Source organism: Robiginitomaculum antarcticum DSM 21748, from assembly GCF_000365025.1.
GTDB classification, from domain to species: domain Bacteria; phylum Pseudomonadota; class Alphaproteobacteria; order Caulobacterales; family Maricaulaceae; genus Robiginitomaculum; species Robiginitomaculum antarcticum.
Genome location: NZ_KB823012.1, coordinates 386,617 through 413,449, shown reverse-complemented (window position 1 = coordinate 413,449; position 26,833 = coordinate 386,617). Strand labels below are relative to the sequence as shown.

The 26,833-nt window shown below is 53.3% G+C and carries 26 protein-coding genes; 10 read left to right on the top strand and 16 right to left on the bottom strand.

The features are described from left to right. Genes H142_RS0108910 through H142_RS16330 form a run of 4 tightly spaced genes read left to right on the top strand, consistent with a single transcriptional unit; the run spans position 1 to position 4,128 of the window. The gene (locus H142_RS0108910) at positions 1-1,464 is read left to right on the top strand and encodes an oligosaccharide flippase family protein (RefSeq protein WP_017931781.1); all 1,464 of its coding nucleotides are present in this window, start codon (positions 1-3) and stop codon (positions 1,462-1,464) included. Beyond that, positions 1,465-2,421: a glycosyltransferase family 2 protein gene (locus H142_RS15085; protein WP_017931780.1), complete on the top strand. Its 957-nt coding sequence runs from the start codon at positions 1,465-1,467 to the stop codon at positions 2,419-2,421. Then, on the top strand, positions 2,418-3,185 hold the full coding sequence (locus tag H142_RS15080; protein WP_017931779.1) for a polysaccharide deacetylase family protein: 768 nt from the start codon (positions 2,418-2,420) through the stop codon (positions 3,183-3,185). Before H142_RS15085 ends, H142_RS15080 begins: the two co-directional genes overlap by 4 nt. Next, positions 3,175-4,128 (top strand): glycosyltransferase family 2 protein, encoded by a 954-nt coding sequence (locus tag H142_RS16330; protein ID WP_017931778.1) that lies wholly within the window; start codon positions 3,175-3,177, stop codon positions 4,126-4,128. Before H142_RS15080 ends, H142_RS16330 begins: the two co-directional genes overlap by 11 nt. Here H142_RS16330 and H142_RS0108890 read toward each other — a convergent pair. From H142_RS0108890 to H142_RS0108880, 3 genes are read right to left on the bottom strand one after another with little or no spacing between them, the layout of a single operon-like run. After that, complete coding sequence (locus tag H142_RS0108890) at positions 4,073-5,446, bottom strand: O-antigen ligase family protein (RefSeq protein WP_017931777.1); 1,374 nt, start codon at positions 5,444-5,446, stop codon at positions 4,073-4,075. The two genes, H142_RS16330 and H142_RS0108890, sit on opposite strands and share 56 nt — an antisense overlap. Continuing rightward, positions 5,443-6,132, bottom strand: a complete 690-nt coding sequence (locus H142_RS16325; protein ID WP_017931776.1) for a P-loop NTPase family protein — start codon at positions 6,130-6,132, stop codon at positions 5,443-5,445. Before H142_RS16325 ends, H142_RS0108890 begins: the two co-directional genes overlap by 4 nt. A 2-nt stretch (positions 6,133-6,134) precedes the next feature. Next, positions 6,135-8,024: a GumC family protein gene (locus H142_RS0108880; protein WP_026147916.1), complete on the bottom strand. Its 1,890-nt coding sequence runs from the start codon at positions 8,022-8,024 to the stop codon at positions 6,135-6,137. Positions 8,025-8,165: 141 nt separating this feature from the next. On the opposite strand from H142_RS0108880, the gene H142_RS16320 reads away from it, so the two are divergent. Then, entirely contained in the window at positions 8,166-9,245 is a 1,080-nt protein-coding gene (locus H142_RS16320) for a polysaccharide biosynthesis/export family protein (protein WP_017931774.1), read from the top strand. 45 nt (positions 9,246-9,290) lie between these two features. Here the strand turns inward: H142_RS16320 and H142_RS0108870 are convergent, their stop codons facing one another. The 4 genes from H142_RS0108870 to H142_RS0108855 all read right to left on the bottom strand — a co-directional run bounded on the left by H142_RS0108870 (position 9,291) and on the right by H142_RS0108855 (position 11,029). Beyond that, a complete protein-coding gene (locus H142_RS0108870; protein WP_026147915.1) occupies positions 9,291-9,590 on the bottom strand; it encodes a hypothetical protein in 300 nt (99 codons plus the stop codon). A 338-nt stretch (positions 9,591-9,928) separates the two neighbouring features. Next, positions 9,929-10,618, bottom strand: coding sequence for a nitroreductase (locus H142_RS0108865; protein WP_017931772.1), 690 nt, complete (start codon positions 10,616-10,618; stop codon positions 9,929-9,931). 1 nt (position 10,619) lies between these two features. Next, positions 10,620-10,793 carry a hypothetical protein gene (locus H142_RS0108860; protein ID WP_156811966.1) on the bottom strand — a complete coding sequence of 58 codons (174 nt, stop codon included), beginning with the start codon at positions 10,791-10,793 and terminating at the stop codon, positions 10,620-10,622. A gap of 11 nt (positions 10,794-10,804) precedes the next feature. Next, entirely contained in the window at positions 10,805-11,029 is a 225-nt protein-coding gene (locus H142_RS0108855; protein ID WP_017931770.1) for a hypothetical protein, read from the bottom strand. Positions 11,030-11,103: 74 nt separating this feature from the next. On the opposite strand from H142_RS0108855, the gene H142_RS0108850 reads away from it, so the two are divergent. After that, the gene (locus H142_RS0108850; RefSeq protein ID WP_083898989.1) at positions 11,104-12,048 is read left to right on the top strand and encodes a DMT family transporter; all 945 of its coding nucleotides are present in this window, start codon (positions 11,104-11,106) and stop codon (positions 12,046-12,048) included. Here H142_RS0108850 and thiD read toward each other — a convergent pair. The 3 genes from thiD to folP all read right to left on the bottom strand — a co-directional run bounded on the left by thiD (position 12,045) and on the right by folP (position 14,238). Further along, the gene (gene thiD / locus H142_RS0108845; protein ID WP_017931768.1) at positions 12,045-12,872 is read right to left on the bottom strand and encodes a bifunctional hydroxymethylpyrimidine kinase/phosphomethylpyrimidine kinase; all 828 of its coding nucleotides are present in this window, start codon (positions 12,870-12,872) and stop codon (positions 12,045-12,047) included. The two genes, H142_RS0108850 and thiD, sit on opposite strands and share 4 nt — an antisense overlap. Before the next feature lie 189 nt (positions 12,873-13,061). Next, on the bottom strand, positions 13,062-13,427 hold the full coding sequence (locus H142_RS0108840; protein WP_017931767.1) for an NINE protein: 366 nt from the start codon (positions 13,425-13,427) through the stop codon (positions 13,062-13,064). Continuing rightward, on the bottom strand, positions 13,414-14,238 hold the full coding sequence (gene folP, locus H142_RS0108835) for a dihydropteroate synthase (protein ID WP_017931766.1): 825 nt from the start codon (positions 14,236-14,238) through the stop codon (positions 13,414-13,416). The genes H142_RS0108840 and folP overlap by 14 nt, the downstream gene beginning before the upstream one ends. Positions 14,239-14,316: 78 nt before the next feature. Here folP and H142_RS15060 point away from each other — a divergent pair, with 78 nt between their 5' ends. Then, positions 14,317-14,685 carry a GIY-YIG nuclease family protein gene (locus tag H142_RS15060; RefSeq protein ID WP_017931765.1) on the top strand — a complete coding sequence of 123 codons (369 nt, stop codon included), beginning with the start codon at positions 14,317-14,319 and terminating at the stop codon, positions 14,683-14,685. Positions 14,686-14,698: 13 nt separating this feature from the next. Here the strand turns inward: H142_RS15060 and gatB are convergent, their stop codons facing one another. The 5 genes from gatB to gatC form a co-directional block, all read right to left on the bottom strand. After that, the gene (gene gatB, locus H142_RS0108825) at positions 14,699-16,189 is read right to left on the bottom strand and encodes an Asp-tRNA(Asn)/Glu-tRNA(Gln) amidotransferase subunit GatB (protein ID WP_017931764.1); all 1,491 of its coding nucleotides are present in this window, start codon (positions 16,187-16,189) and stop codon (positions 14,699-14,701) included. Between the two features lie 98 nt (positions 16,190-16,287). Next, positions 16,288-16,620 carry an endonuclease domain-containing protein gene (locus H142_RS0108820; protein WP_017931763.1) on the bottom strand — a complete coding sequence of 111 codons (333 nt, stop codon included), beginning with the start codon at positions 16,618-16,620 and terminating at the stop codon, positions 16,288-16,290. Positions 16,621-16,708: 88 nt separating this feature from the next. After that, on the bottom strand, positions 16,709-17,158 hold the full coding sequence (locus H142_RS0108815) for a hypothetical protein (RefSeq protein ID WP_017931762.1): 450 nt from the start codon (positions 17,156-17,158) through the stop codon (positions 16,709-16,711). Between the two features lie 3 nt (positions 17,159-17,161). After that, on the bottom strand, positions 17,162-18,640 hold the full coding sequence (gene gatA, locus H142_RS0108810; protein ID WP_026147914.1) for an Asp-tRNA(Asn)/Glu-tRNA(Gln) amidotransferase subunit GatA: 1,479 nt from the start codon (positions 18,638-18,640) through the stop codon (positions 17,162-17,164). Positions 18,641-18,643: 3 nt separating this feature from the next. Then, positions 18,644-18,931 (bottom strand): Asp-tRNA(Asn)/Glu-tRNA(Gln) amidotransferase subunit GatC, encoded by a 288-nt coding sequence (gene gatC / locus H142_RS0108805; RefSeq protein ID WP_017931760.1) that lies wholly within the window; start codon positions 18,929-18,931, stop codon positions 18,644-18,646. A 723-nt stretch (positions 18,932-19,654) separates the two neighbouring features. Here gatC and H142_RS0108800 point away from each other — a divergent pair. Beyond that, positions 19,655-22,009, top strand: a complete 2,355-nt coding sequence (locus H142_RS0108800) for an LPS-assembly protein LptD (protein ID WP_169331833.1) — start codon at positions 19,655-19,657, stop codon at positions 22,007-22,009. A gap of 505 nt (positions 22,010-22,514) precedes the next feature. Here H142_RS0108800 and H142_RS0108790 read toward each other — a convergent pair. Beyond that, positions 22,515-23,330 (bottom strand): ferredoxin--NADP reductase, encoded by an 816-nt coding sequence (locus H142_RS0108790; protein WP_017931757.1) that lies wholly within the window; start codon positions 23,328-23,330, stop codon positions 22,515-22,517. 152 nt (positions 23,331-23,482) lie between these two features. Here H142_RS0108790 and H142_RS16315 point away from each other — a divergent pair, with 152 nt between their 5' ends. Then, the gene (locus H142_RS16315; RefSeq protein WP_017931756.1) at positions 23,483-24,691 is read left to right on the top strand and encodes a methylmalonyl-CoA mutase family protein; all 1,209 of its coding nucleotides are present in this window, start codon (positions 23,483-23,485) and stop codon (positions 24,689-24,691) included. Beyond that, a complete protein-coding gene (gene scpA, locus H142_RS0108780) occupies positions 24,691-26,826 on the top strand; it encodes a methylmalonyl-CoA mutase (protein ID WP_017931755.1) in 2,136 nt (711 codons plus the stop codon). The genes H142_RS16315 and scpA overlap by 1 nt, the downstream gene beginning before the upstream one ends. The last annotated feature ends 7 nt before the right edge of the window (positions 26,827-26,833 follow it).

Here is a 26,833-nt window from a genome sequence, read left to right as displayed (position 1 = left end):
ATGACGCTTTGGCGACAACTGTTGGGGTATATCCCGGTCAATCTGGCGAATATTATCGTCAGCTTCGGCTCGATATTGATCCTGACGCGCATATTAGATGCCGCGGAATTTGGCCGCTACGCATTGGTTATGGTCACCATGCAGCTCATCCACACCGCCGCCTTTACATGGATGGAAGCTTCCATGGAGCGCTATCATGCCCGCGCGGTTCGAAAGGGGGACCTGCGCAATCATCTTAATACTCTTTATAAGCTCGGCGCCGCATTTGCAGTCAGTGGATTTTCTATATTTTTAGTGACGATATATGTTTTGCCGATTAGTCAGGACCTCAAGACCGTACTGACTTTCGCGCTCATCTCGACCACCTTACAAATCATTATGCGGTTAGGCTTCGAGGCGCATAAAGCCGCTAACCGCGTCAGCCGGTATTCCGTGCTTTATTCTTCGCAAATGATCATCAGTTTTACAGTTGGTATTTTGCTTATCTTGCTAACGCCGCTTCGCGAAGCCGGGCCCTTTGCCGGATTAATTATAGGCAATGCCCTCGTTTTGTTGGTTGATTTGCCATTTATGCTCAAGCGCATGAAAGGCGGCGTGTTTCAAGGCCAGCGCAGCAAAGATTACTTGCTCTACGGCCTGCCAATTTGTTTCTCGCTCATTCTCGAATATGCGCTGTCGACATCTGACCGCTTTGTCATTGCCTATCTTTTAACCGATGCTGATGTCGGTCGTTACTCGGCAGGCTACGGCCTCGCTAACCGCTCCATAGACGTGCTTTTCATTTGGATAGGCCTGGCTATAACGCCGCATCTGGTGCGAACGCTTGAGAGCGCAGGATTGGAGACATGCTTAGTAGAACTCAAATCCTACGGCGCTATACTTTTGCTGGTGACCATGCCTGCCGCCGTCGGCCTAGGTCTGGTAGCACAGCCGGCTTCCCTTTTATTAGGGGAGGATGTCCGAGAGGTTGGCAGGCAGATCATTCCGTGGATTGTCGGGGCGGGCGTGATTAACGGCATGATCTCTTATTATATACAGCGCGCCTTTATGCTGGGCGGTAAAACCATCATGCTGCCCGTGGCTATGATTACGCCGATGATTATAAACATCGCACTTAACTTTATTTTGCTGCCGCGTTTCGGAGTAATGGGCGCAGTCTATGCAACCCTGATTTCATACAGCCTCGGCGTGGTTATGGCCTTCGCTATGGCGCGCCGCTATTTCCCTCTGCCGCTCCCGTGGGAAGCTTTTGTAAAATGCGCACTGGCCTGCGCCGCAATGGCCGCCGGTGTTTTAGCTCTGCCCTTGGCTGATGATATCAACGCCTTTGTAGAAGTCGCTATTAAAGGCGCAGTCGGCGCGTCGATTTATTGCGTCATTGTTGTGGCCACAAACGCCGCAGATTGCCGGACTCTCATACGCGATATCCTGTCACACAAGACCCGAAAACCAGTGGAGGCCTAAATGATTACGCAGCATAATTTTAACGCCAAACATAATCCGCGTCTCTCGGTTCTTATACCCTATTTTAAGGATGACCCGTCCAAACTTTTATCCGCTCTTATCGCGCAAGCCGATGAAGGTATCGAGATCCTGCTTTATGATGACGGCACAGGCAACCCTGAGGTTAATGACGCATTGCGCCGCATTGCCCGGGCAAATACCGCATCCGTGACGTTACTTCTCGCCTATGAAAATCAAGGGCGAAGCGCAGCGCGCAATGCCTTGCAGGCTGCTGCCGGAGCCCCGTGGCTTTTATTCTTAGACGCGGATATGATGCCCGCCGATGCCAATTTCCTATCCCGCTATATGCAGATCATTATGCAAGGCGGCGTCGACGTGATCTTTGGCGGCTTCAGCATGCCCGAGAGCAGCTCGCCTGAATATGCACTTCACCGCGCCTTTTCCGCATCCACAGATTGTCTCACCGCGGCGCAGCGCGCAGCCAGCGGCCCGCAATATGTCTGCAGTTCAAATCTGGCGGTACGCTCATCTGTTCTCGACGCGGAGACATTTGATACAGGGTTTACCGGATGGGGATGGGAGGACAGTGAATGGGCTGCGCGCATCGCGCCGAAATACAGGCTCGCCCATATCGATAACCCTGCCGTGCATTTAGGGCTGGAGACGACCGACACCTTACTGAGACGCTTTGCGATGAGCGGAACGAATTATAACCGTTTCATTTCGCGCCACCCCGTAATGGCTAAAAAGCTAGCTTTATATAAGGCAATGCGCGGATTAGCCCAAATTCCGTTTCAGGGATTATGCCAAGCTCCGCTCAAAGCGATCGTAAAGTCTAGATTTTTTCCGATCCACATCCGTATTAAAGCCTTAAAATTATGGCGGGCCAGTTGGTATGCCGAGACATGCGATGCGGCGCGAAAACCGGAGGCGGTCTTGGAAGAGGCTTTATCATGATGACGCATTACACGCCTGCAAATAGCATTACAGGCCAGATTGCGCGGCGCCTGCGCCCGTTCCAAAACCGGCGTGAGATTGCGTTTACGCTGGACCGTCCGCTTGTCTCTATATCCTTTGATGATTTCCCAATCAGCGCGATTGAAAACGGCTCCGATGTGATGGAAACGCATGGGTGGCGCGGTACATTTTATACATCGGCGGCGCTTGAACGGGTGAGTAATCATCATGGCGTGCATTTTTCGCGCGGCCACTTAACGGGTCTTCAGGCCCGCGGTCATGAAATCGCGGGACATACGCTCGACCACGTCGATTGCACGACACTAAGTCAAAGCCAGTTAATTAATCAGATTGAACAGAACAAGACGCTCCTACGCGCTATGGGCGTGACGCAATCCCTGAACGGTTTTGCTTATCCCTTTGGCGCGGCTAATAGTGATTTGAAACAGGTTCTGTCCGAGCGGTTTGACGCCATAAGAGGTATACATGATGGCGTTCACCGCAAAAAAGCGGATCTCAACGAATTAAAAGCCTGCGGGATTTATAGCGATACAGTCGGCAAAATCATCGCGCGAATACAGGATCTGGCGCGGCGTCCGGCATGGCTTATCCTGTTCACCCACGACATTTGCCCCTCCCCGTCACAATGGGGATGCACGCCCGGCGAATTTGACCGGATCCTGCTTGCCCTAAAGACTGTCAATGCGCAGGTTCTTCCTGTTCGTGACGCGGTTGCACTATTGCGGGGCCATTATGCCCAATAATACGCGCAGCCAAACTCTTATCAGTGTTATTATGCCGACGTATAGACGGCCGGAGGGGCTGGCCCGCGCGTTAAAAAGCCTGAGCGCGCAACACGCAGACGGCTACGCGATCGAGATTATCATTGCCGATAATACACCCGAAGCCAGCGCGCGCGCGCAAGTGACAAAACTGGCCAAAAGCATGGTGCATAATGTCATTTATGTTCATGCTGAAGTCCCGGGTGTATCCAATGCGCGCAACGCCGCCGTTGACGCGTCCAGCGGGCGCTTTATTGCGTGGCTGGATGATGACCAACAGGCCTCCGGGGACTGGATCAGCGGCTTAATGTCGGCGCTCACCGATTATGATGCCGCTTTGGCATTTTGCCCGACCCATGCCGTACTGGAAACACAAACGCCGTGGGACGCGCAATATGTGACGTTTTTTTCGCGCATCCCAAATCAAATGCGCGGGCCAGTTGAGACCTTTTATGGCTGTGGCAATAGTATGATGGACTGCGCCAAATTCGACTTTCCTGATCCTGTATTTGACCCCATCGCCAACGAGACCGGCGGCGAGGATGATTTACTGTTCGGCTATATCCAAGACCAAGGCGTGATCACAGTGTGGACGCCTGACACCCATACGCATGAATATATCCCAGCCGGGCGCACTAATCCTGATTATGTGCGCAAACGCAGTTTGGCGTGGGGACAAGGGCCCAGCGAAATCGCCAAAGATGAGAATAACATGATCGCCTTGGTCAAATGGATGGTCATCGGCATGCTGCAAATGTGCGCTTTCGCCGGGCCTATGCTGGTGAGTAAATGGACCGGACACAGGAGTTATATAGTGTGGCTCAGCCGGTTCTGGCAGGGCGTAGGCAAAGTATTCTGGTTCGGCGATCTTAAGCCAAAGCTGTATGGGGCGAGTTCCCCGATCGAAGCTGCCAATAAGACGTAACCGGACGTCCGTCTCGCCAGTAGGCGGGGGCAAAACTGAACATCTTGGCTGTTGTGGCGACGAAGATCACCCAGTCCAAATGGTTTTGTTGCAATATCGTACTTTCTGATAAAGACAGAAATGCAAAGAGGAGCGTCGAAAGCAGGACCCAATAATTCTCGACCCCGCCCCGCGCGAGCCTGTCTAAACCAAGAATGACGGTGATAAGGTAAGTCACCGAAAATATAGCTATTCCGACAAATCCAACAGACAGCCATGTTTCGATCCATCCATTATGCGCGGTCGGTACGCCCCAATCGAGTTCGAACCTTACCCAATAGCTCGGCCCGAGCGGGTCAGCCCAGAATGTGCCGTAGCCATAGCCGAGCCACGGGCGTTGTTCGATGGCGCGGATAAGTCCGTCCCAAATTTGCGTTCGCCCCGTCAGCGATGGATCTTTGCCGATCAGGCCAAACATCTCTTCAGGCATAAAAATAATGCCGAAAGCCAGTCCAACGCAGCCGACAATGGCCACATACATGACCGGGATGCGCAAAACGGGATTAGCACGCATAATCCGCACAAAGACCATACCGGCAATCATCATCACACCGCCCAGCAGCGCTGTTTTCGACGTAGACAAAATAATAGCCAGAAAGGCCAGAATCCCGAGGGGCACCCATATATAGCCCCGCTTGGGTTTCATCGCGAAAGCGCACATCATGATCAAAAGTGCCTTGGCCATTTGCGCCCCGAAAGAGTTTTTCTCCAGCCACGTCCCGCGCCATGTCCCTTCATGGATAAATTGCATCCGGCCATATTCCGGCAATGCAATCGCGAATATAAAGCTGATGATGATCAATATGCCGTAAGCAACAGCCAGGCGCTGCACAAGTTCATACCAGTTATATTTTGCCGCAAGCAATAAGCCGAAACTGGTTGTCATTACAATTGCGACCACGCGGCGCATAGTAACATCAGGGGCTATCGACCAGAAAAAGCTAAGCCCGCACCATATAACGCAAATGATAATGAGCGGATTAAACACCACCATTCGAATGAAGGCGGTAAAGTTCTTAAGAATTAAAACCGCAATAATTATATAGCTCGGGTACCACAGCAGACGCATGAACGAGCTTTCTTGTGCCAACGCGGTTTGATCGGTTAAAACCAGCGCTAAGACTGCGCCGGAAAAATGCAGGATGAGCCAGAATGTGGCCAACTCTTCCAGCCAGCCTAATCCTTTTATAGCTGCACCGTCCCGCGCGCGCTTTTGTTGGGGTTGAGGCGCCGCGTGATGTCCATGTGGGTAAGGCGCGGTATATGGGGGAAGGGTCATGCGCTGTCCCCGTATTGCGGCGAGGCTTGTGCACTGTTAAAGATGACGCCGGCGCATCGGCCTCCGGATTGCTTTATTTGCGATAAAGCGCCCGCCGTCGCGCCGTCGCCTTGCCCGCTTGTAACTAAAACCGTGCCATCCACTTCCTCGGCCAGCGTTTGATAGGCGCCGCTGCGCGAGGTTGCCGGACTATCCACAAAGCTAATGTCGTAATGATCGCGAAGCGCGGTCCAATATTCACGGCTGTGCGCCAAATGCACCTGTTGCCCCTGCTGTATCCGGTCCCACAGAAATTGCGTGACCACTAAGCGCCCGTCGCCGACCGTATAAAGACCGCAAAAAGCGGCCTGCGCCGATTGTGGATCGTCGACCACAAGCGGGCTGACCCGCCAGTACGGCATAACTCCGAAGCTGGCATCATAGGGACCGTCCAGCGCGCCATGAACCGCCTGCATTTGCGGATCATGAAATGCGGCAAATTGTGAGTTTTGCGAGAAATCTGTATCGATCAGTGCGCACCGTAAGGATTGGGCCTTGGCCTGCAATGAAAGTTGGCGCGCGACAAAACTTGCGCCGATCTGCGTCCCGCTGCCTAAAATTGCAAAGACTTTACCCCGCCCGTCAGCGCGCGGCTCACCCAGTAAAGCGCCGAGCGCTGCGGCGATATCAGGCGGCGGCGCGCTCACGGCTAACGTTTATACGGCGTTTGGCCGATCACGGGAACCTGGTGTCCATCGGGGGCCTGCACATAGTGTTCCCCCGTATGCGGCGGTAAGGGCACGGGCTGCGGCGCGCTCTGGCCGTGCAAAGCTGTTGCATAAGGATTTCCCATTTCCGCACTCTGTTCTGCGTAGGGGGCGCTATATCCATCCGTGCCCGTCAATTGTTGCGGCTCGGCATAACTCTGCTCAAAATAGGGCTGCTCATAATAGGCAGCATTTTGGTCTGTACTGCCGCTATAAGGTACGGCGTAACCGTCCTGCACAGTATCTTGGCCGCCGCCCCCGTCATAGGCAGCAGCGGGCGCATAAGGCGTATCGGGATAATATTGCGGGCTTGGCTGATAAGGTTTTACAGGCTCCGGAATATAGGGGGTGGCCGGCGTAACTTCCGCGTCGCTGGCGCGGCGTCCGCCATCACCGCGCGTGCCGCGTTGTCCGCCGCCTGTATAGATTTTTGGATCTAAGAAAACGCGCAGTAAGCCGATCATTAGAGCTGTCAAAGCCGCACCGGCAATGCTTACAACGCGGAATATCTTTTTCATATTGCGGCCCTTGCGCGCCAAGGTCGCGTCGTTAATGACTTTGACATTATCAAAGCGCGCCTCGGCAGTCGACTTACGCACCAAGGCTTCCTGCTCGCGGGCGTTAAGGATTTCCAATCGTGCTTCGAGCGTTTTTTTCTCGCGCAAAAGATTTTGATAGGTCGGCGAAAGGCTGCTCATCCGTCCGAGCTTATTTTCAGCTGCACTGAGCTGCGCCACGAGTACGATATCTTTTTCCCGGAGACTGTCAGCTACAGCTTGATGTTTGGCGCGTTCGGTCTGCAAACCTTGATAGACTGTATTAGGCCCGGTGCGGCGGCCGCCCTGCGCATTTCCGCCACTGGTGTTTTGAAGCTGACGAATTTGCGCGATCTCGAGCTCTTTCTCGCGAACAGGCGTAGAGCCGGGCAAATATTTCGCGAGCAATTGCTGCCGCTCAAGCTCGGCTTGTGACAAACGGGCCTGAACACGGTCTTCGTTAAAAAGATCAATCGTTTGTGGAATTGTGCGAAGTTGATCCTCTGTCGCCATCAGAGACGCTTCGGCCTCGCGCATAGCGGATCGGGTTGAATTAAGCTGCGCCCGCAGGTCTTCCGTGCGCTTTCTCACGCCGTCACGCTCGCTCTCAAAATCGGCCAGCCCGTTTCTCTTCAGAAATGCATCAACCGCGCCGTCAACTTTTCCAAGTTGTTTCTCGGTCGTTTCGCGCTGCTGCGCAATCTGATCGCTGGCCCCTTCATCGAACAGCGTCCGGCGATAGGCCAAATAAGTGCCAATCAAAGTATTTAGGGTTTCAACAGCGATATCAGGATCTTCATGCTTAAAATTCAAATTAATGATTGAAGATTTTGGCACGGCAGCAACGCCAAATGCGCTTTCGAACTTTTGGAGTATGTCATTGCGCGCGGTCAATTTAACGAAGCGGTCAGGGCTCGACAATTTCTCTGCGTCTTTGGGAAACAGACGCTGCGTGCCGAGTTCATTTATGACCTGCTCCATCAATTGCGGACTATGCAAAATTCCGATTTCGTTGAGCGTGATGGAATCCGGCGTTGTAACCAGGCTGGCACTATTGCCCTGTCCGGTCAGCGGGTTGTAGACATATTCATCACCCAGCGTGACCATGATTGTCCCGCCCGCCTTATAGCTGCGTTTCATTTTTCCGCTAATAACCCATCCAATCGATGCCAGAATAATAAAAATTATCAGCATCGGGATGATCTGCCTGCGAAACGAGGCCATTACGGCGGGGAAAGAAATACCGCCGCCATTGCCGCCGCCGTCGTTTCTGCGGTTATCTGCTGTCTGGCTCATACTGATCTTTCGGGTAACGCGGGGCAAATCACCCAACATTTGAATTCGTTAACACCATGACCCTCTAAAATTTAAGATTTCCTTATCCATTTTTGTTAACACTTAAGAAAATCACATTTGTTTCGCTTCAAGGCGTATTTCATGACTCAATCGACTACATTTAAAGCAAAATGGGCTGTTTTGACGGCCGCGGCAGGGTTCGTCGCGTTTGGCGCGCCCGTTCAAGCGCAGCGTTATGCTCCGTCCGCGAATCAGCCCGGTTACGTCAATACTGCGCCCCAACGCGTCAACGGACCTGTTTATCGACCCACGCCGCAACCTGTTTCAGGCCGATATGCGCCGGGTCCATCTCAATCCGGCTATTTCAACGGCGCGCCTCAACGCGTTAATACGCCTGTTTATAGACGCGCCCAGCAGCCCGTGTCAGGCGGTCAGATGCCCCAGACTATGCGCGGTGCACAATCCCATGTTCCCCTGTCTTTATTCGACAAACTCTTTACCCGCAAAAATTTCAATCATTACGCCAGCTTTTCCGATCGCATGCGCGACCGCCGCCGCCCGATATATCAACGGCCGGCAAATATCCCTGATGCTTTAAATCAGTTTCAGCGGTGGGAAGAGACGGACGCGCAATATGTGCTCTATCCGGGCGATCAAGTCGATATTGTTGTGCCTAGCGCGCCTGAGCTTTCACGGACATTAACGGTCGGCCCGGATGGACGCGTTGTAATGCCGATGACCAAACCCGTCATGGCCGCAGGCCGCACGATGATGCAACTCAGTCAGTCGCTTCAGGCCCAACTTGCCACCCAATTGCGCGATCCGCGCGTCGATGTGACCCCCCGAGCCTATTCTCCACAGCAGGTTTTTGTCGGCGGCGAGGTCGGGCAGCAAGGTACTTATACGCTACCAGGCCCGATTGGCGCACTCGAAGCGGTCTTTATGGCCGGAGGCTTTAGCACGTCAGCGCAGTCAACACATGTGGTGGTATTACGCCGCCACCCCAATGGACGTATGATGGCGCGTCTAATCGATTTTCGCGACGGTCTGAATAACCCCCGCACTATGGCAGATACAGTGCAGCTTCGCCGCGGCGATATCATTTTCGTGCCGCGCAGTAATGTGGCGGAAGTTGGCCTGTTCATGCAGCAATATGTGCGCGAAGCTTTGCCGATTGACGCTAGCATCAGTTACAATCTCGGTGAAAGCTTTAGAAACTAACGCGCTCTCCGTCCCGATTTCGGGACAGCATTTCTTATTTAGATTTTAAGCTGCGCAGCGGCTTATAACGGTCTTTTGTTCGGCAAGCCAACCACGGGCTGCACGCTGTGCAAGTGTCAAATCCTGACGGCTCATCATCTCTGTAACATCGGCGCGGTACGCCAAGGCCGGCTCACTGCCCATCATCGCGGCCAAACTGAACCATTTATGCGCTTCGACAAAATCAGGACCGCGGTCTTCGATTTCTGTCGAATACATTAGACCCAATTTGAAAAGATCCTGATGCGTAGCCTGCATTGTAACTGCTTCGTGTATTTCAGTAATTTCTGTGTCTGTAAAAGCCATTTTGGCCTCCTGTTTACGCGCTTCACCTAACGCCTCCGGTTTTCCGGTTTGCGGTGTTGAGGAGAACTGATCCTCCCCGACACATTCAAATTTGCGCGTTGCAATAAACATAAGGTTAATTATCGTAAAGCTTAACAAGTGTTTATGACAGTTAAAGTAAGTAAATAAGTGTTTATACTCTATTTATCCAAAGCTATAATTAGCTTATATTTGGTTTAAGGTAAGTATAAATAGAGACTTTCAAAGCTTATAATCAAGTCTAATGAACAAAATAAAAAGACGAAAAAAAGTGATTTTTTCTGGTTTTACACAGCAGAATCCCGAAACGGGACAGTAGATTAGTCGTAAAATTTTGAAACTTCAACTAATTCTGCGCGGTCGGCTCTCAAGTCATTGACGCGGGCTTCCGGGTCACCATAGCCGATGGCCATGCCGACGAGAACCTCATGGCCTTTATCAATGTCCAAATGGTGGCTCGTCACCGATGGCCAGTTTCTCCACCAGCCCTGCGGGGCGGTATGCAGGCCGGATTCGCGCGCCAGCAGCATGATGGACTGGATCAAAATTCCAATATCCATATGTTGCGGCATTTCCAGACGCTTATCGCCCGTAATAATCAGGCCGACAGGCGCGTCAAAAAACGTGGCATTATTGGCCAGCCACATCATGCGGCCTATTTTATCGTCCCGCGCGACACCGATTTTGTCATACATATCCATGCCCAGCTTATAGCGCCAGCTGCGGTGCGGCTCCCACAGATTCGCGGGATAAGCCGGATGACTGGGCTCCTCCATCTGGCCGGACAGGGTCTTGACTTTGGCATCCGCTTTGAACTCGGCCAGCGTTTTTCCTCGCATAACATGGATTTTCCACGGCTGCAGATTTCCGCCGGACGGACTGCGCATGGCGGTCTGCAAAATTGCGCGCAGCATGTCGTCGGGCACAGCTTTATCTAAAAAGGCGCGCACAGTTATTCGGGTCTCCAGCGCGTCGGTCACGTCGGTCGATGGGGTCGTGTTCAAAGTCATGTTATTTCTTCTTGTTCTTATCCGTCAGGATAGCGACATAGCGCAGGATAATCACGTCAATCAGGCCGACGCCCGCACCGATCATAATCCCCATCATCGGGTCACCTGTTTTTTTATACACAAGATAGCCGACACCGACCGCGAGGATAGCCGCACCGAAGATCATACCTTCCATACCGCGCTCCTTCATGATGTTTCCCCATTATGCTCGGCCAGCGCTTTGTAATAGCGCACAAACATCTGGCAGCCAAAATAGTGAAACGCGGCAGGAATAAGCGACAGAGCAATAGCGGGCCAGATAAAGCTTCCGGTCAAGACGAAGGTAGCGATGGCCGTCACGGCGACAAAACCGATTGCGCCATACAGGGCAATAGCTTGGGCGCGGCGGGCCTTTTTGAGATTCTCAGACATAGCATGGTTTTGGTACAGCGGCCTCGGCGGCGCAAGGTCTGACTTTACAAATTCGCGGCAATCTATAGGGCGTCATGATGAAGCCCGGTCCCGATTCCACTCCTGTTAATTCTGTGCTGCCTGTGCCCGCATTTTTGGCCGCAGCCCTCGCCTTGATTGTGATTTGGGGCACAGCGTACACGATGGTCAGCGTCGGCGTGGATTATATCCCGCCCATATGGCTGGTCAGCCTGCGCTGTGTCCTCGGCGCTTTTCTGGTAACTGTGTTTTGCTATGCACGCGGCTACCGCCTGCCTAAACTGACCGATAAACGCTGGGCGGTTTATTTTGGCCTTGGCATTACCGGTATGGTTGCGCCGTTCTGGCTCCTCTCTATCGGGCAGATCAGTGTCGATAGTGGTATTGCCGCCATTATCGTCGGTGCCATGCCGATATTGACCATTGTGCTCGCGCATTTCTTCGCTCACGAGCCACTGACATGGCGAAAGTTTACCGGATTTGTTATCGGCTTTTTTGGCATTGTTATTTTGTTTCTGCCGGAAGATTTTTCCCTCGCCCTGATCAGTGACTGGAAAGCCCAAGCGCTCATTCTCGGCGCGGCTTTCTTTTACGCCGTGACAACCGTGGCCGCCAAACGCGCGCCGGACACTTCTGCCGTGGTGGGCGCAACCATTATGCTGATCAGTGCGGCCATCACATCGACAGCGATGGCGCTGTATTCCGGCATTCCCGAGACTATGCCGCCTGCAATCGGCTGGTGGATGGCTGTGGGTCTTGGCGTCGGCTCAACCGCGATAGGCACGATATTATATTTATGGGTCGTAGAAAAATCAGGACCCAGCGCGATGGCCAAGATCAATTATTTCCCGCCACTTATCTCTGTGCTGGCAGGCGTTTGGCTGCTGAGTGAAGAGTTCACATACCGCGCCATTATTGCGCTGGTCGTTATTCTGGTTGGCGTTGCCCTGTCGCGTCCGCGCCGCAGGAAACGCACTGTCCCGCCGACGCCACTGGCTTAGAGCGGTTTTAACCCGTGATTAAGCGGGCCATGTGTGCCCTTACCGCCACTGCCCAGCTTGGGCGCGGTTTTTATCGCGTCATAGACAAAATCCTTGGCCGCCTGCGCGGCATCCTCCAGTGACGCTCCCGCCGCGAGGCCGCAGGCCAGTGCGCTCGCCAAAGTGCAGCCCGTGCCGTGGGTGTGGCGCGAACGGATTTTAGGTCCTGACATATAGGTCGTGCCCTCTTCGGTCACGATAAGGTCATGCATCATCGCGCCCGTGTCCAGATGCCCGCCTTTCATCAGCGCGCTAAAGGCGCCCATTTTAATCAGGGCATGTCCTGCCGCTTGTAGCTCTTCAAGGTCACTGCACGGCAAGCCCGTCAACGCGACCGCTTCCGGTACATTAGGCGTAATAACTTCGGCCATCGGGATCAGGCGGGATTTCAGCGCCTCGACAGCGTTCTCATCCAGCAATCTATCGCCGGATGTGGCGACCATGACGGGATCCAGCACAATAGAGGCTTCGGGCGCGTACTGCTCTAGCGCATCGGCCACAGCGTCGATAATTTCGCGGTTGGCCAGCATGCCGATCTTGACCACATCCGCGCCGATATCGGTCAGCACGCTTTTGATCTGCGCCGTGACCAGTGCAGGCGAGAGGGCTTCAACAGCCTGTACACCCAGCGTATTTTGCGCCGTAATCGCCGTAATCGCCGTCGCGCTATAGACGCCAAAGGCCGCGCAGGTTTTGATATCCGCCTGAATACCCGCGCCCCCGCCGGAGTCGGACCCGGCGATGATCAGGATGCGGGGGTATGGGGATTTCGAAGATTTGGTCATTATTTATATTTCCGCTCAATATTTTTACCCGCTCATCCCAGCGAAGGCTGAAATTCAGAGTGGGTTATCCTAAAGTCTAAAGCCCGGATCAATTCTATAGTTCATGGACCGCCCATAATTTTTAAAAGCAACTATAGCTTTCCCTTACACTCGATTCCAGCCTTCGCTGGGATGGGCGGGGTAGGCGGGTCAAACAAAATGCCGCTTATTCCATACCTCTACGCGGGCCGGAATTGCGCGCCATTCGTAAATCGAAATAGCAATATAGAATGAGCTCAAAAGCAATCCAGCAAAAGCGATGTTATATGGATGAATAAGCGGAGTCATAATACTAATAAAATAAGCAGCAAATGATCCACATGAATATAAAAGAATCCAAAGCCACCCTCCCTTTTTGTCATCAAGGTAAAACCGATGCCAACCAAGTCCCAAACCAAGTATCAAAGAAAGTCTGGCTATAGAAATAGATTTAGATTGAATTTTAGGCTTATACTCAGATGGATCAGAAATGTTGCTTTTATGCTCAAGCCAAGGTTTTGAATTACGAGTGGTCATGTATTTCTGACCATACAGCAAGGGCCTGCACGGTTTCAACCACATCGTGAACGCGCAAAATATCTGCGCCCTTGCTCACTGAATACAGCGCCGCGGCTAGCGAGCCGCCAAGGCGATCATCGGCTTTTGAGCCATCAATACGGTCGATAAAGCTCTTGCGGCTCACCCCCATAAGCACAGGATAGCCGAGCGCTTTTATATCATCCAAATGGCGGATAAGCGCGAGATTATGCTCCAGCGTTTTGCCAAAACCGATACCCGGGTCGAGCGTGATTTTATGTTTCTCAACACCGGCCGCCATAGCAATCTGCGCGCGCGCGTTCAGGTAATCACAGACCTCCATCAGAACGTCTTGATAGCGCGGATTATCCTGCATGGTCTCCGGCATACCCCGAACGTGCATCAGGATCACGTCACAGCCCAGCTGCGCCGCCATGTCCGGAGAGGCCTCGTCAAAGCTAAGCGCGCTCACATCATTCCAGATATCGGCGCCGGCCAGAACGGCTTGCCGGGCCACAGCGGCTTTGCGGGTGTCGACAGATAGGGTTAGCGTAAGATCGCGCTTTCGTTCTTCGCCGCGCAGGGCCATAATAACAGGGACGACGCGCAAAGCTTCCTCGGCAGCGTCCACCTGCGCTGCGCCGGGGCGCGTGCTCTCGCCGCCAACATCGAGGATGTCCGCCCCCTGGTCGTGCAAAGACAACGCGTGCTTAACCGCCAAATCAACACTGTCATAGCGCCCGCCATCACTAAAACTGTCGGGCGTGACATTGACGATCCCCATGATGCGGGGGCGGGTCATGACATCCAAACTTCCCGCTCACCCCGACGAAAGTCGGGGCCCATCACCCGCGCTTTCAATTTAATCAAGTTTGATTTATTCTGGGCCATGTTCTTTACATATATAATCACCAATCGAAAACAAGGTGCGCTCTATACCGGTCACACTGAAGATCTGGTCTTCCGAATGCAGCAACACATAGAGGGCGTCTTCGAAGGGTTCTCTAAAGAGCACGATTGCAAAAAGCTTATGTGGTTTGAACTGCATGAAACCCGTGACGGCGCGTTTGAACGCGAGCGCCGTATCAAGGAATGGAAACGGCGCTGGAAAATTGAGATGTTAGAGCAGCTTAACACGAATTGGGATGATCTTTACATCAACATAAGCGAAGCAGATATCTATAATCCCGCCCGTTATTTTGACCAAAATACCTACAATCCAAAATCGGGTGATGGACCCCGTTTTTCAACGGGGTGAGCGGAAAGATTGTTTATTCCAATTTCTTCCGCAATATCTGGTTCACCGCGCCGGGATTGGCTTTGCCGCCAGACGCTTTCATGACCTGCCCGACAAAGAAACCGATTAGTTTCGGGTTGTCTTTGACCTTAGCGGCTTGGTCGGGGTTATCGACGATAACCTTATCTACCATGGCCTCAATCGCGCCCATATCCGTGACCTGTTTGAGGCCGTCGCGGTCAATGATCTCATCAGCCGTGCCCTGCCCGTCAAACATTTTTTCAAACACGTCTTTGGCAATTTTGCCGGAGATTGTGTCATCGCTAATGCGGTCAATCAGGCCGCCCAGCGCGTCTGCGCTAACAGGGCTGCTGGACAGGTCTTTTTCGGATTTATTCAGCGCGCCGAAGAAATCCCCAAGCATCCAGTTCGCGGCGATCTTCGCGTCACGCCCTGTCGCCAGCGTTTCATAAAACGCGGCTGTTTCGCTGTCACCGGAGAGCAAGCGCGCATCATATTCAGACAGGCTATACTGAGCCATAAACCGCGCTTTACGCGCGCCCGGCATTTCCGGCATGTTCGCTTTAATGCCATCAACAAAGCTTTGCTCCAGCTTAATCGGCAGCAGATCCGGGTCCGGGAAATAACGGTAATCATGCGCGTCTTCTTTGCTGCGCATGGTGCGGGTCTCGCCCTTGTCACTGTCAAACAGGCGCGTTTCCTGGTCGATCTCGCCGCCCGCTTCCAGAATATCGATTTGACGGCGGGCCTCGTAATTAATCGCTTGGCGGATAAAGCGCATAGAGTTGACGTTTTTAATCTCGCAGCGCGTCCCAAGCTCTCCGCCCGGTCGGCGCACGGAGACGTTGACGTCGGCGCGCAAATTGCCCTTTTCCATATCCCCGTCACATGTGCCCAGCGCGCGCACAATCGTGCGCAGGCGCTCGACATAGGCAGACGCCTCGTCGGGGCTGCGCATATCGGGTTTTGATACGATCTCCATCAGACACACACCGGAGCGGTTCAGATCGACATAGGTTTCTGTTGGCGACAAATCATGCACGGACTTTCCCGCATCCTGCTCGAGATGCAGGCGCTCGATCCCGACAATAACCGGATCGCCGGTCTTGCCATTAGCGTCAATCGGGGTGATTTCAATCTCGCCCTCGCCGACAATTGGAAATTCAAACTGGCTGATTTGATAGCCTTGCGGCAGGTCGACATAGAAATAATTTTTGCGGTCAAAGCGGCTAAATAGATTGATCTGTGCGTTCAAGCCCAGACCCGTTTTCACGGCCTGCTCGAGGCAAAATTCATTGACCACAGGCAGCATGCCCGGCATGCCCGCATCAACGAGCGAGACCTGCGTATTGGGCGCCGCGCCATATTCGGTCGCTGCGCCGGAGAATAATTTGGACTTAGACGCGACCTGCGCATGGACTTCCAAACCCAGGATAATCTCCCAGTCTCCGGTCTCGCCCTTTATCCAGTCTTTTGCGTCCGCGACGCGGGGTGCTATGAACATGTTATTTACTCAACTCTCGTTTCTCGTGCCAAACTCTCGATTATCGTCCTTCTCCCTAATGGGAGAAGGTGCCCGACAGGGCGGATGAGGGGAAATTATTACTGCCCCAAAAACTCTTTCATATCATAAAGGACTTGCTCAATATCCTCATAAATATCTTCATTTCTTACCCGCCAGACCCGATAGCCGTGGCGCTGTAAAACTTGTGTTCGCGTATCGTCATACGCTTCATTCTCATCATGTTGAAAACCGTCGAGTTCAACAATCAACTTTTCATGCTCGCACACAAAATCTGCAATATATTTATCAATCGGCACTTGCCGTTTGAACTTCAGATTACAGAAACGCCGCGCTTTTACTTTCTGCCAGAATAAGGCCTCGGCTTCGCTTTGCTCTTTTCGAAGCTGTCTTGCGAAGTTAACTCTGTCCATTATCTCCCCTCATCCGCCCTGTCGGGCACCTTCTCCCATTAGGGAGAAGGCCGATGGCTGCCGATTCTGAACTACGATTTTAGATTTTTCAAACGACGCCATCATCCTTCATATTCTTCAACCCTTCACTAATACGTTGAAACCCTTCGGATTGTCTTTGTGCCAAGTCTTCTTCATCCACGATTTGGCCTGAAGGTTTTGGAAACGCGATTGGAACGTTAAAGTTAAGAGTATTTAAAATCTTATTCTCTGAATTGATTTTAGCCCCTGCTCCAACCTTCGCCGCAAGCATAGGGACCGTAAGCTCAAGTCCTCCATTTTTATTTGAGGAAACTTCGGAAACTATTGAAAACTCAATATTTGTTATTGAGTTACCATTTTCGTCACTCTCACTATCCCGGCTTGCACGTCCAATATATGATCCGATTTCAGAATTATCTTGCGCTTTCACAACACCCATGAGAATTTGAATGCATGTTTGCGAAACATAGTCTTCTAATCTCAGACCTACCAAAGATTTGCTTTTCTTTTCAGACATAACCTACCACCACTTCTCCGGCTTAGCCGTAAATCCAGCCGCATCTTCAAGCGCACTCGCCGCTTTAAACACCGTTTCCTCGTCCATAGCCCGTCCGATAATTTGCAGGCCGAGCGGCAGGCCGTCAGCGTCGAGCGCGGCGGGAATAGATATCCCCGGCAGTCCGGCCAAATTCGCCGTCACGGTGAAGATATCATTGAGATACATCGTGATTGGGTCATTGACCTTGCGGCCGACGGCGAAGGGTGCAGACGGGCATGTCGGCGTTAACAGCGCGTCGCATTTTTCCCATGCGGCTTTAAAATCCTCGGCGATGCGGGTGCGCACTTTTTGGGCGCGCAGATAATAGGCATCGTAATATCCGGCGGACAGAACATATGTGCCGATCATGATGCGGCGGCGAACCTCGGCCCCGAAGCCTTCAGTGCGCGTACGCTCATAAGTATCGGCCAGGTCTGCGCCTTCGACGCGCAGGCCGTAACGCATGCCGTCATAGCGCGCGAGATTGGACGAGGCTTCGGCGGGGGCGACCACGTAATAGGCGGGCAAAGCGTATTTGGTATGGGGCAGCGACACGTCGACGATCTCCGCTCCTGCCGCTTTCAGCCATTCAATGCCTTGCTGCCATAATTTTTCAATTTCAGCCGGCATGCCGTCAATAGTATATTCTTTGGGAATACCAATGCGCAGACCTTTTATGGATGCGCCGCAGGCGCTCGCCCAATCGGGGACAGGCGCGTTGATTGACGTGCTGTCTTTGGGGTCATAGCCGGACATAGACTCGAGCAAAATCGCGCTGTCTTTGACCGTTTTGGCAATCGGGCCGGCTTGATCCAGCGAGCTGGCAAAAGCGACTGTGCCCCAACGGCTACACCGGCCATAAGTCGGCTTAATCCCGACCGTTCCGGTAAAGCTGGCGGGCTGGCGGATGGATCCCCCCGTATCGGTCGCCGTCGCGCCAAGGCATAAATCAGCCGCGACTGCAGAGGCGCTACCGCCGGACGAGCCGCCCGGAACGAGGTCCTGACCTTTACGCCATGGATTAATCACGGGACCAAAAGCGGAGGTCTCATTGCTGCTGCCCATCGCAAATTCATCAAGGTTGAGCTTGCCGAGCATGACCATGCCGTCGGCCTTCATATTGGCGCTGACGCTGCTCTCATAAGGCGGCGTAAATTCGCCGAGAATTTTACTGCCCGCAGTGGTTTTCACGCCTTCGGTGCAGAACAAATCCTTGATGCCCAAAGGCGCGCCTTCAAGCTTGCCGACACTTTGTCCACTGGATTTGGCTTTTTGACGCCGCATATCGGACGCCTTGGCCATATCCATGGCCAGTTCATGCGTATCTGTGACAAAGGCGTTGAGCTTCACAGCGTCTTTACAGGCTTTGATATGGGCCTGCGTGAGTTCGGCGGATGTAAAATCACCCTTGGCCATACCGTCCAGAGCGCCGGATAATGTGAGTTTTGTAAGGTCGCTCATCATCTACTCCACTGACCGGGGGACAACAAAAAAGCCGTCATCGGATTTGGGCGCATTGGCCAAAATTTTGTCCCGTACGCCGCCATCGGTGATTTCATCTTTGCGTAACGGCGCGTCCATATCGACGGCTGATGTCATCGGCTCCACGCCCTCGACATCGACCTCCCCGAGTTGCTCGATCCATTTCAGGATACCGTTTAGCTCTCCGGCCAGCGGCTCAAGCTGATTATCCTCAACATGCAGACGCGACAGGCGGGCAATTTTCTTAACATCTTTGGCGGAAACACTCACGGCTACGCTCCATAATTCTTATGCGCGCGGGTTAGCAGGGGGGCGCGGCGCGGGCAAGACTTATGGCAGCCGGACGTGCAGCTAACGCGCCGTGCACAGGCTTTGGGCGCACGGGCTTGCGCCTGTCATGGTAATTGACACAACTTTATCCCCGTTTGAGAGGCGGGGATTAATGTTAACTTACATCCCCAACCCTCGTCATCCGGTACGGGAGTTTGGTTCATCAAAACCGTGGATATAAACAAATTCATCCCCGCCTCTCAAACCTGCCCTATCTTCAAACTGTTCTTATCTCACAGGGCAGGCAAGCGTACGTTGGCTGGTCGGAGGGTAAGATGGTGTTGGGTGTAGGTTCCGATGGTAACGCAAAGGAGGCCGGCCCGCTAAGCGTGAGCTGTCTAGCGCCTCGACTGGCTAATTCGGCCGTTTAGCAGAGACATTGCTGTGCTGCTGCGTCTGCCAAGGCGCAGCATGTCCGACGTGCGGCCTCGCCGCCGCGCCAAGGGCAGAGACTTTGATAAACGAAACACTTTTACGCGCACCCACAGGTAGCCCCTGTTTTTCAAAGTCCCGCACAGACGCCCTACTAACATCCCGGATTAAGGATATAGATGAAAGCGTGAAGATGTGAAATCACCCCCTATGACTAACACTTTTTAATCCTCAGGCCATGGACGGATGGACGGGGCCGCGTTAAGCGGAGAAAAGTTCAGGGAGAATGATTTGCGCCGTATCCGCCGCTATCTAACCGCCAGTGTTGCCGCTGCCGTTTTGGGACTGTGCCTGCCCGCTATGACCGCGCAGGCGCAAACGCTTGCGCTGCAAAAGAATGTCGCCGAAACGGACAGTCCCTTTGCCGACCCGAACCTTATCTATCTTGAAGCTGACCAACTGATTGATAAATCAGAAGATAATACACTCATCGCGCGCGGCAGCGTCACCGGGCGTTACCAGACCCGCACACTGCAAGCCGACGAAGTTGTCTATGATCTGGACACCGGCAATGTCACAGCGATTGGCAATGTGATCATCATCGACGCCGATGGCGGCACCCAATATTCACAAAAAATTGAGCTCAATAGCCGGCTCGAATCAGGCGGCGCAACCGATTTCGTTGCGCGCTTCCCCGAAGGCGGCATCGCCGCAGCCGCTTTTGCATTGCGCCGCGCCGATGGCGGCGTTGATCTCTATAATGCCTATTACACAGCCTGCGAGGCGTGCAGGAAAGCGGACGGCACGAAAGAAAAACCGACATGGCGTCTGCGCGCGCGTCAAGTGACGCAGGATAAAGCAGACCAGATGATCTATTATCACGACGCGGTTTTCGAGGTCAAAGGCGTACCGATTTTTTACACCCCCTATCTGGCCCATCCCGATCCCAGCAGTGAGCGCCGCAGCGGCTTTCTCATTCCTTTTGGCGGACGTTCCGGCGCTTACGGGGTATTTTACGAACAGCCTTATTACTGGGCGATCTCGCCATACTCAGAGCTCGTCGTTACGCCGCGTATTATGGAGCGCGTTAATCCGCTTTTGATGGCGGACTATAATAAAAAGTTTAACTCCGGCAGTATCGAAATTGAAGGCAGCTTCACTTACGATAGTTTTTTCGACAATCGCGGGGACAGCTTTAGCGATGCGGATGTTTTTCTTAATCCTGATCTCAGCCTGAGAGGCGAGCGCTTACGCAGCCATCTTTTCGCCAGAGGCGAATTTGATCTCTCCGAGACATGGGGTTGGGGCTTTGGCGTGCAAACGGCGACTGATGCCTTCTATCTGGACCGTTATGATATTGACGAGCCCGACAGTGATTTTGGCCTTTATGATGGCGGCAGCCGCAGATTGGTTCAGCAGGCCTATCTGGTCGGGCAACAGGACGATTTTCGCTACTCCGCCTCGACATTTGGATTTCAATCCCTGCGCGGAAACGTCACGCGCAATCCCAACAATCTCAACCAGATCATCGTCAATCAAGAAGATAACAGCACCCTCCCGGTTGTGTTGCCACAGCTAAATGCTGATCATTATTTTGACGTGCCTGTCATTGGCGGGCGCCTTCGCGCCTTTGGCGACGGGACGTTTCTTACACGCTCTGAAGGCGATGATTATAACCGCTTAACAGCAGGTCTGGATTGGCAGCGCACGCTATATACCGCGCAAGGCATTAGCGTGTCGCCCTTTGCTATGGCGCGCACGGATGTTTACCGCCTGAGCAGCGAGGATCTGACAGAGGATCGCGAATTTACCCGTACGCTGGGTAATGTCGGCGTTGATGCCCGCTGGACATTTATCCGTCCCGGGCAAAATGTCGACCTGACGATCGAGCCGCGCGTGCAAGTCACGCAGTCTTTCGGCGAGGCTAAGCAGGATCAGTTTTCGGTCGTGACGGGCGGCGTAGCGCGCAGCCTGACCGAAGACGGGATCGGTCTGGATCTCGACCGCGCGCTTCTGTGGAGCGCCAATAAATCCACCGGATTTGATTTCTGGCAAGAGGGGTTTCGCGCCGATGTCGGCACAAGTTTTGGCGCGCGCTGGGATGATAACCGCGCCTCGCTATTCCTCGGGCAAAGCTTTGCCAGTGGATATAGTGATGATTTTGCTCAGACCAGCGGACTGGACGGAGACAGCTCCGATATTATTGCACAGGCCGAAGTTGATTTAAGCCTGGGCTTTTCAGGCTCGAGCCGTCTGCGCTTTGACGAAGATGACGGCACATTGCGCCGTGTTGATACGGCTGCAAATTATACCGGCGAACGCTTTAGCGGGAGTGTTCGCTATTATAAAATTGATGATCTTTTTAACGCACCCGGCATAACCGGAGCGCAAATCCCGCCCGAAGAAATCTCCGGCCAAGCCAGCGTCAAACTTACTGACTTTTGGTCTATGCGTTATGTCGCCAACCGTGATCTCGACGCCGCTGTCACGCGCCGTGAAGAACTGGCATTTATCTTTAATGACAATTGTACACTTCTGGAAATTTACTACGAAAAACGCCGCAATAATCTTGGCCTTGCCGGAAACAGTTCGGGCTTCGGCGTACGGGTCGCGCTGCTCACACTGGGTGATTTCACACCGGAGTAGGGATTATGTTTCTTAGGTTATTTCTTATCGTAGCAACGGCTTTGTTTTTTACAAATTTGAGCGACGCTAGAACTTGCGAAAAGTGTGAACCTACGCAGTCAAAGTTAGGTAATATGTCGCACGTTTCGGGAAAATTATATGGCATAAATAGCTCAACAATAAGCTCAGGCGTATTCGCCACGTCGATTGTATTTACATTCCGATTGGAAAATGGCGGATCAAAAGAATTTTATCAGTTTTACGGTTCCAGCAAACAGTCCATGCCCGCGATCTACGAAATTTGCGAAGTATATTACAACAAAAAAAGTCAACCCGATTTCGACGTTGAGCACCCTGTAAAAACAAGTGCTATTTTCGCTAAATATATAAAATGCGGAGACGTATTTTATTATGAATTTACCTCTATGCCAGCATCCGCAATTAAATTAAATTAACGGCTTTCTGTATCAGCAATATCGTCATTTACCCGTTCAGATATTTTTGATTCACAGGATTAAAAATATCTTCAACCAACGAATGACTTCTCAACCACAAAGTCACCGGGATTGGAGTTCGAGCCTTCGACAAGACCGAACGTTTCAACCAGCGCTTTGGTGTCCTTGATCATATCCATGGAGCCGCAAATCATCACCCGGTCAGTCGCCGGATCAAGAGCTGGAACGCCAAGTTCTTCAAACAAACGACCGCTTTCAATTAAGGTCGTGATGCGGCCTTTCAGCGGATATTCCTCGCGCGTGAGGGAGGTAATATGGGCCAGCTTGTCTCCGATCATCTCGCCCACGAGCGGATCATCACGCAGGCTTTCCGTAAGGCGAAGGCCGTAAGACAGCTCTGCACGCTGACGACATGTATGGGTTAAAATGACCTTGTCATACCGCTCATAGGTCTCGGGATCGCGCATAAGAGAGGCAAAGGGCGCGATGCCGGTTCCGGTCGAGAACATATAAAGCCGCTTGCCGGGCGTCAGCGCGTCGAGCACTAATGTGCCGACAGATTTTTTGCCCAGCAGCACTTGGTCGCCCGGCTTGATTTTCTGAAGGCGCGAGGTTAGCGGGCCGTCCGCAACTTTAATGGAAAAGAAGTCCAGCTTGTCATCCCAGCTCGGAGAAGCGATGGAATAAGCCCGCATAACAGGTTTTTTCTGCCCTTCAGCAGCGGGCAGTCCGATCATCACAAACTCGCCGCTGCGAAATCGAAAGGCCGGCGGGCGGGTAATCGAAAACGAGAACAGACGGTCCGTATAATGCTCGACATCAATAACCGTCTCGGCGGACGGGGCGTTGGGATTGACTTTCACGGGCGCGCTGGCGGCATCGGTCATGGAATTACCTCTAAATCGGGCGTAGTGTGCCCCTGTGCAAAGGCGATATAATCAGGCCCCGTTCAAAATTCAAGCCCTGCTGTTCTATATATAGAACACTTTACAGTCACAGCAAACTGGCCAAAATCAGGATCACGAAAGAGAGATATGGCATGAGCGACACATCCCGCAAAGACTGGGCCGAAAATGCGCAAGCGGCCCTGAGAGGCCAGCCGCTGGCCAGCCTGACCCGCTACACCGAAGATAATATCACCCGCGGACCGCTTTACGACGCAAGCGATCTGCCCGACGTGATCGCGCCAACAGCGCGAAACGCAGCGCCGCTGTTAGGCCAGCGGCCATGGCACATTTGCGCGCCCGTGCGCGACCCCGATATTACCTTTGCCAACGCCCAATTACTTCGCGACCTCAAGGGCGGAGCGAGCGCAGCGCGTATTTCTCTTGGCGATCATGCACTGGATTTAACCGGCGCAGGCGATATTCCGCGCCTGCTTGATCAGGTGCAAACCGACTTTATCCCATTTGTTCTCGCGCCGGGATATAATGCCCGTCGGTTTGATCTATTTGAGAGTCTATCCGCGGATCATCTCTTTCTTGGGCTGTGCCCGGGCACAGAAGGCTTAATGGATTTAGCACAAAAAATGCCGGACACATGGCAGCTAATTACAATTAATGCAGCTGAGGCCTCGGAAAATGGCGCGACATCCGCTCAGGAACTCGCCTATATGGCGGCCGGCATTGCCCACACCTATCGCCGCCTTGGCTCTGACCTCGCAGCCCGCCATATCGGCGTTGAGCTAACCACCGATCAGGACGCGCATCTTAATATTGCCAAAATGCGGGCGGCGAGGCGAATTCACGCGCGCATTGCGCAGAGTTTCGGCGCGGATGATGCCCGCCTGACCGTCCACGCCATAAGTCAGAAACGCATGATGCAAAGCGTTGATCCATGGACCAATATGCTGCGTGTAATGAGCGCAGGCTTTGGCGCGGTGACAGGCGGCGCGGACTTTATTACGCTTCGTCCTTATACCGATGCCATTGGCCATGCCGATCCGTTCGGCTACCGCATAGCGCGCAATATGCAATTGATGATGATGGAGGAATCCCATTTGGCACAGGTGGTCGACCCCGCTTATGGCAGCTATTTTCATGAAGCAATGAGCGAAGTCCTGGCCCGCGCGGCTTGGTCAAATTTCCAACGGATCGAAGCAGAAGGCGGGTTTGACAACCTTTCCGGCTTTATGACGCGTATATCCGCCAGCACGGCAGAACGCGCGGCGCGCGAAGAGCCGGTTTTAGGCATCACATTGCATCCGGCGAAAAATGTCCGTCCGGCCAAAGTGCGGGGGATGCGGTGATGGATATAGATTTTACCAAATTAGATCTCGGACAGCCGCAAATCATGAAGCGCAAAGGCGAGGCGTGGGCCTCACCCGAAGGTATTAACATTAAAGCCGCTTACGGGCCGGGTGATGTAAAAGGGCTGGATAACCTCAATAGTTATCCGGGCAGCGCGCCTTATATTCGCGGCCCCTACCCGACAATGTTCACGCAGCGTCCGTGGACAATCCGCCAATATGCGGGCTTTTCCACCGCCGAGGACAGCAACGCTTTTTACCGCCGCAATCTCGCAGGCGGTCAGAAAGGCCTGTCCGTCGCCTTCGACCTGGCCACCCATCGCGGATATGATAGCGATCATCCCCGCGTCAGAGGCGATGTCGGCATGGCGGGCGTTGCGATTGACAGCCTATACGATATGCGGATCTTATTTGACCAAATCCCGCTGGATAAGATGAGCGTCTCAATGACAATGAACGGCGCGGTTTTGCCTGTTCTGGCGCTTTATATTGCCGCCGCGCAGGAACAAGGCGTCGCGCAAAAAGACCTGTCGGGCACGATCCAGAACGACATTCTCAAAGAGTTCATGGTGCGCAACACCTATATCTATCCGCCCAAACCCAGCATGCGGATTATCAGCGATATTTTCGCCCATACATCGACGCATATGCCGAAATTTAACTCTATCTCGATCTCGGGCTATCATATGCAAGAGGCGGGCGCCTCAGCCGATATCGAACTGGGCTATACGCTCGCCGACGGTTTGGAATATGCGCGCGCCGGTCTTGCAGCGGGTATGGATATTGACCGCTTCGCCCCGCGCCTGTCGTTTTTCTGGGCCATTGGCATGAATTATTTCATGGAAGTGGCTAAATTGCGCGCTGCGCGCCTGCTGTGGCACCGCATGATAAGTGAGTTCGAACCGGGCAATCCGAAATCAACAATGCTGCGCACGCACAGCCAGACTAGCGGTTGGAGCCTGACCGCGCAGGATGTGTTCAATAATGTCGGGCGTACGCATATCGAGGCCATGGCGGCGGTAGACGGCCATACGCAAAGCCTGCACACCAATTCGCTGGATGAGGCCATTGCCTTGCCGACAGATTTCTCCGCCCGTATTGCCCGCAATACGCAGATATTCTTACAGACTGAAGGTAAGCATCACCACCAGATTGACCCATGGGGCGGAAGCTATTTTGTCGAGCGCTTAACCCATGACCTCGCCGCGCGTGCGCAGACGCATATTGATGAAATTGAGGGACTAGGCGGTATGGCCGCCGCGATTGAAGCGGGCATTCCAAAACTGCGCATCGAGGAGAGCGCTGCGCGTATTCAAGCGCGTATTGATAGCGGCGTGCAAACCGTAGTCGGCGTCAATAAATATCTGTCATCACAAAAGGACGACATCCCGCTTTTGAAAGTCGATAATGACGCTGTACGCCAAGGGCAAATCGCGCGGATAAAACAGCTCAAAGCGGACCGTGACACGGACGCAACGATGGCCGCGCTCGACGCGCTAACGAAGGCTGCGGATACGGGTGAAGGCAATTTGCTCGCGCTCGCCATCGACGCTGCGGCGAAAAAGGCCACAGTCGGCGAGATGAGCAGCGCGCTGGAGAAAGTCTATGGCCGCTACGCCGCACAGCCGACGGGCGTGAAAGGCGTTTATACGTCCAGTTTTGATCCCGCCAATCCGTCTTTGGCCAAAGCTAAAACACAAATTGCGGCTTTTGTTGAAATGGAAGACCGCAAACCTAAAATCCTGATCGCGAAAATGGGTCAGGACGGCCATGATCGGGGCCAGAAAGTTGTCGCCACAGGGTTCGAAGATATTGGCTTTGACGTGGTCATCGGCCCGCTATTTCAGACCCCGCATGAGGCCGCGCAATTAGGCATTGCTGAAGGCGTTGACGTCATCGCAGCCAGCTCACTCGCCGCGGGGCACCTCTCTGTAATGCCGGAATTGCGCGACGCGCTCGCGGCCGCCGGTCACCCCGATATTCTCATCGTCGTTGGCGGCGTGATCCCGCCCGAAGATGTCGCTACGCTCAAAGAGATGGGCGCTAAAGCCGTCTTTCCGCCGGGGACGAAAATCCCCGAAGCGGCAGCGGAAGTATTAGAGGTCGTCAATATGCGTCTAAGCCAGGGGAGCTGATCTAGAT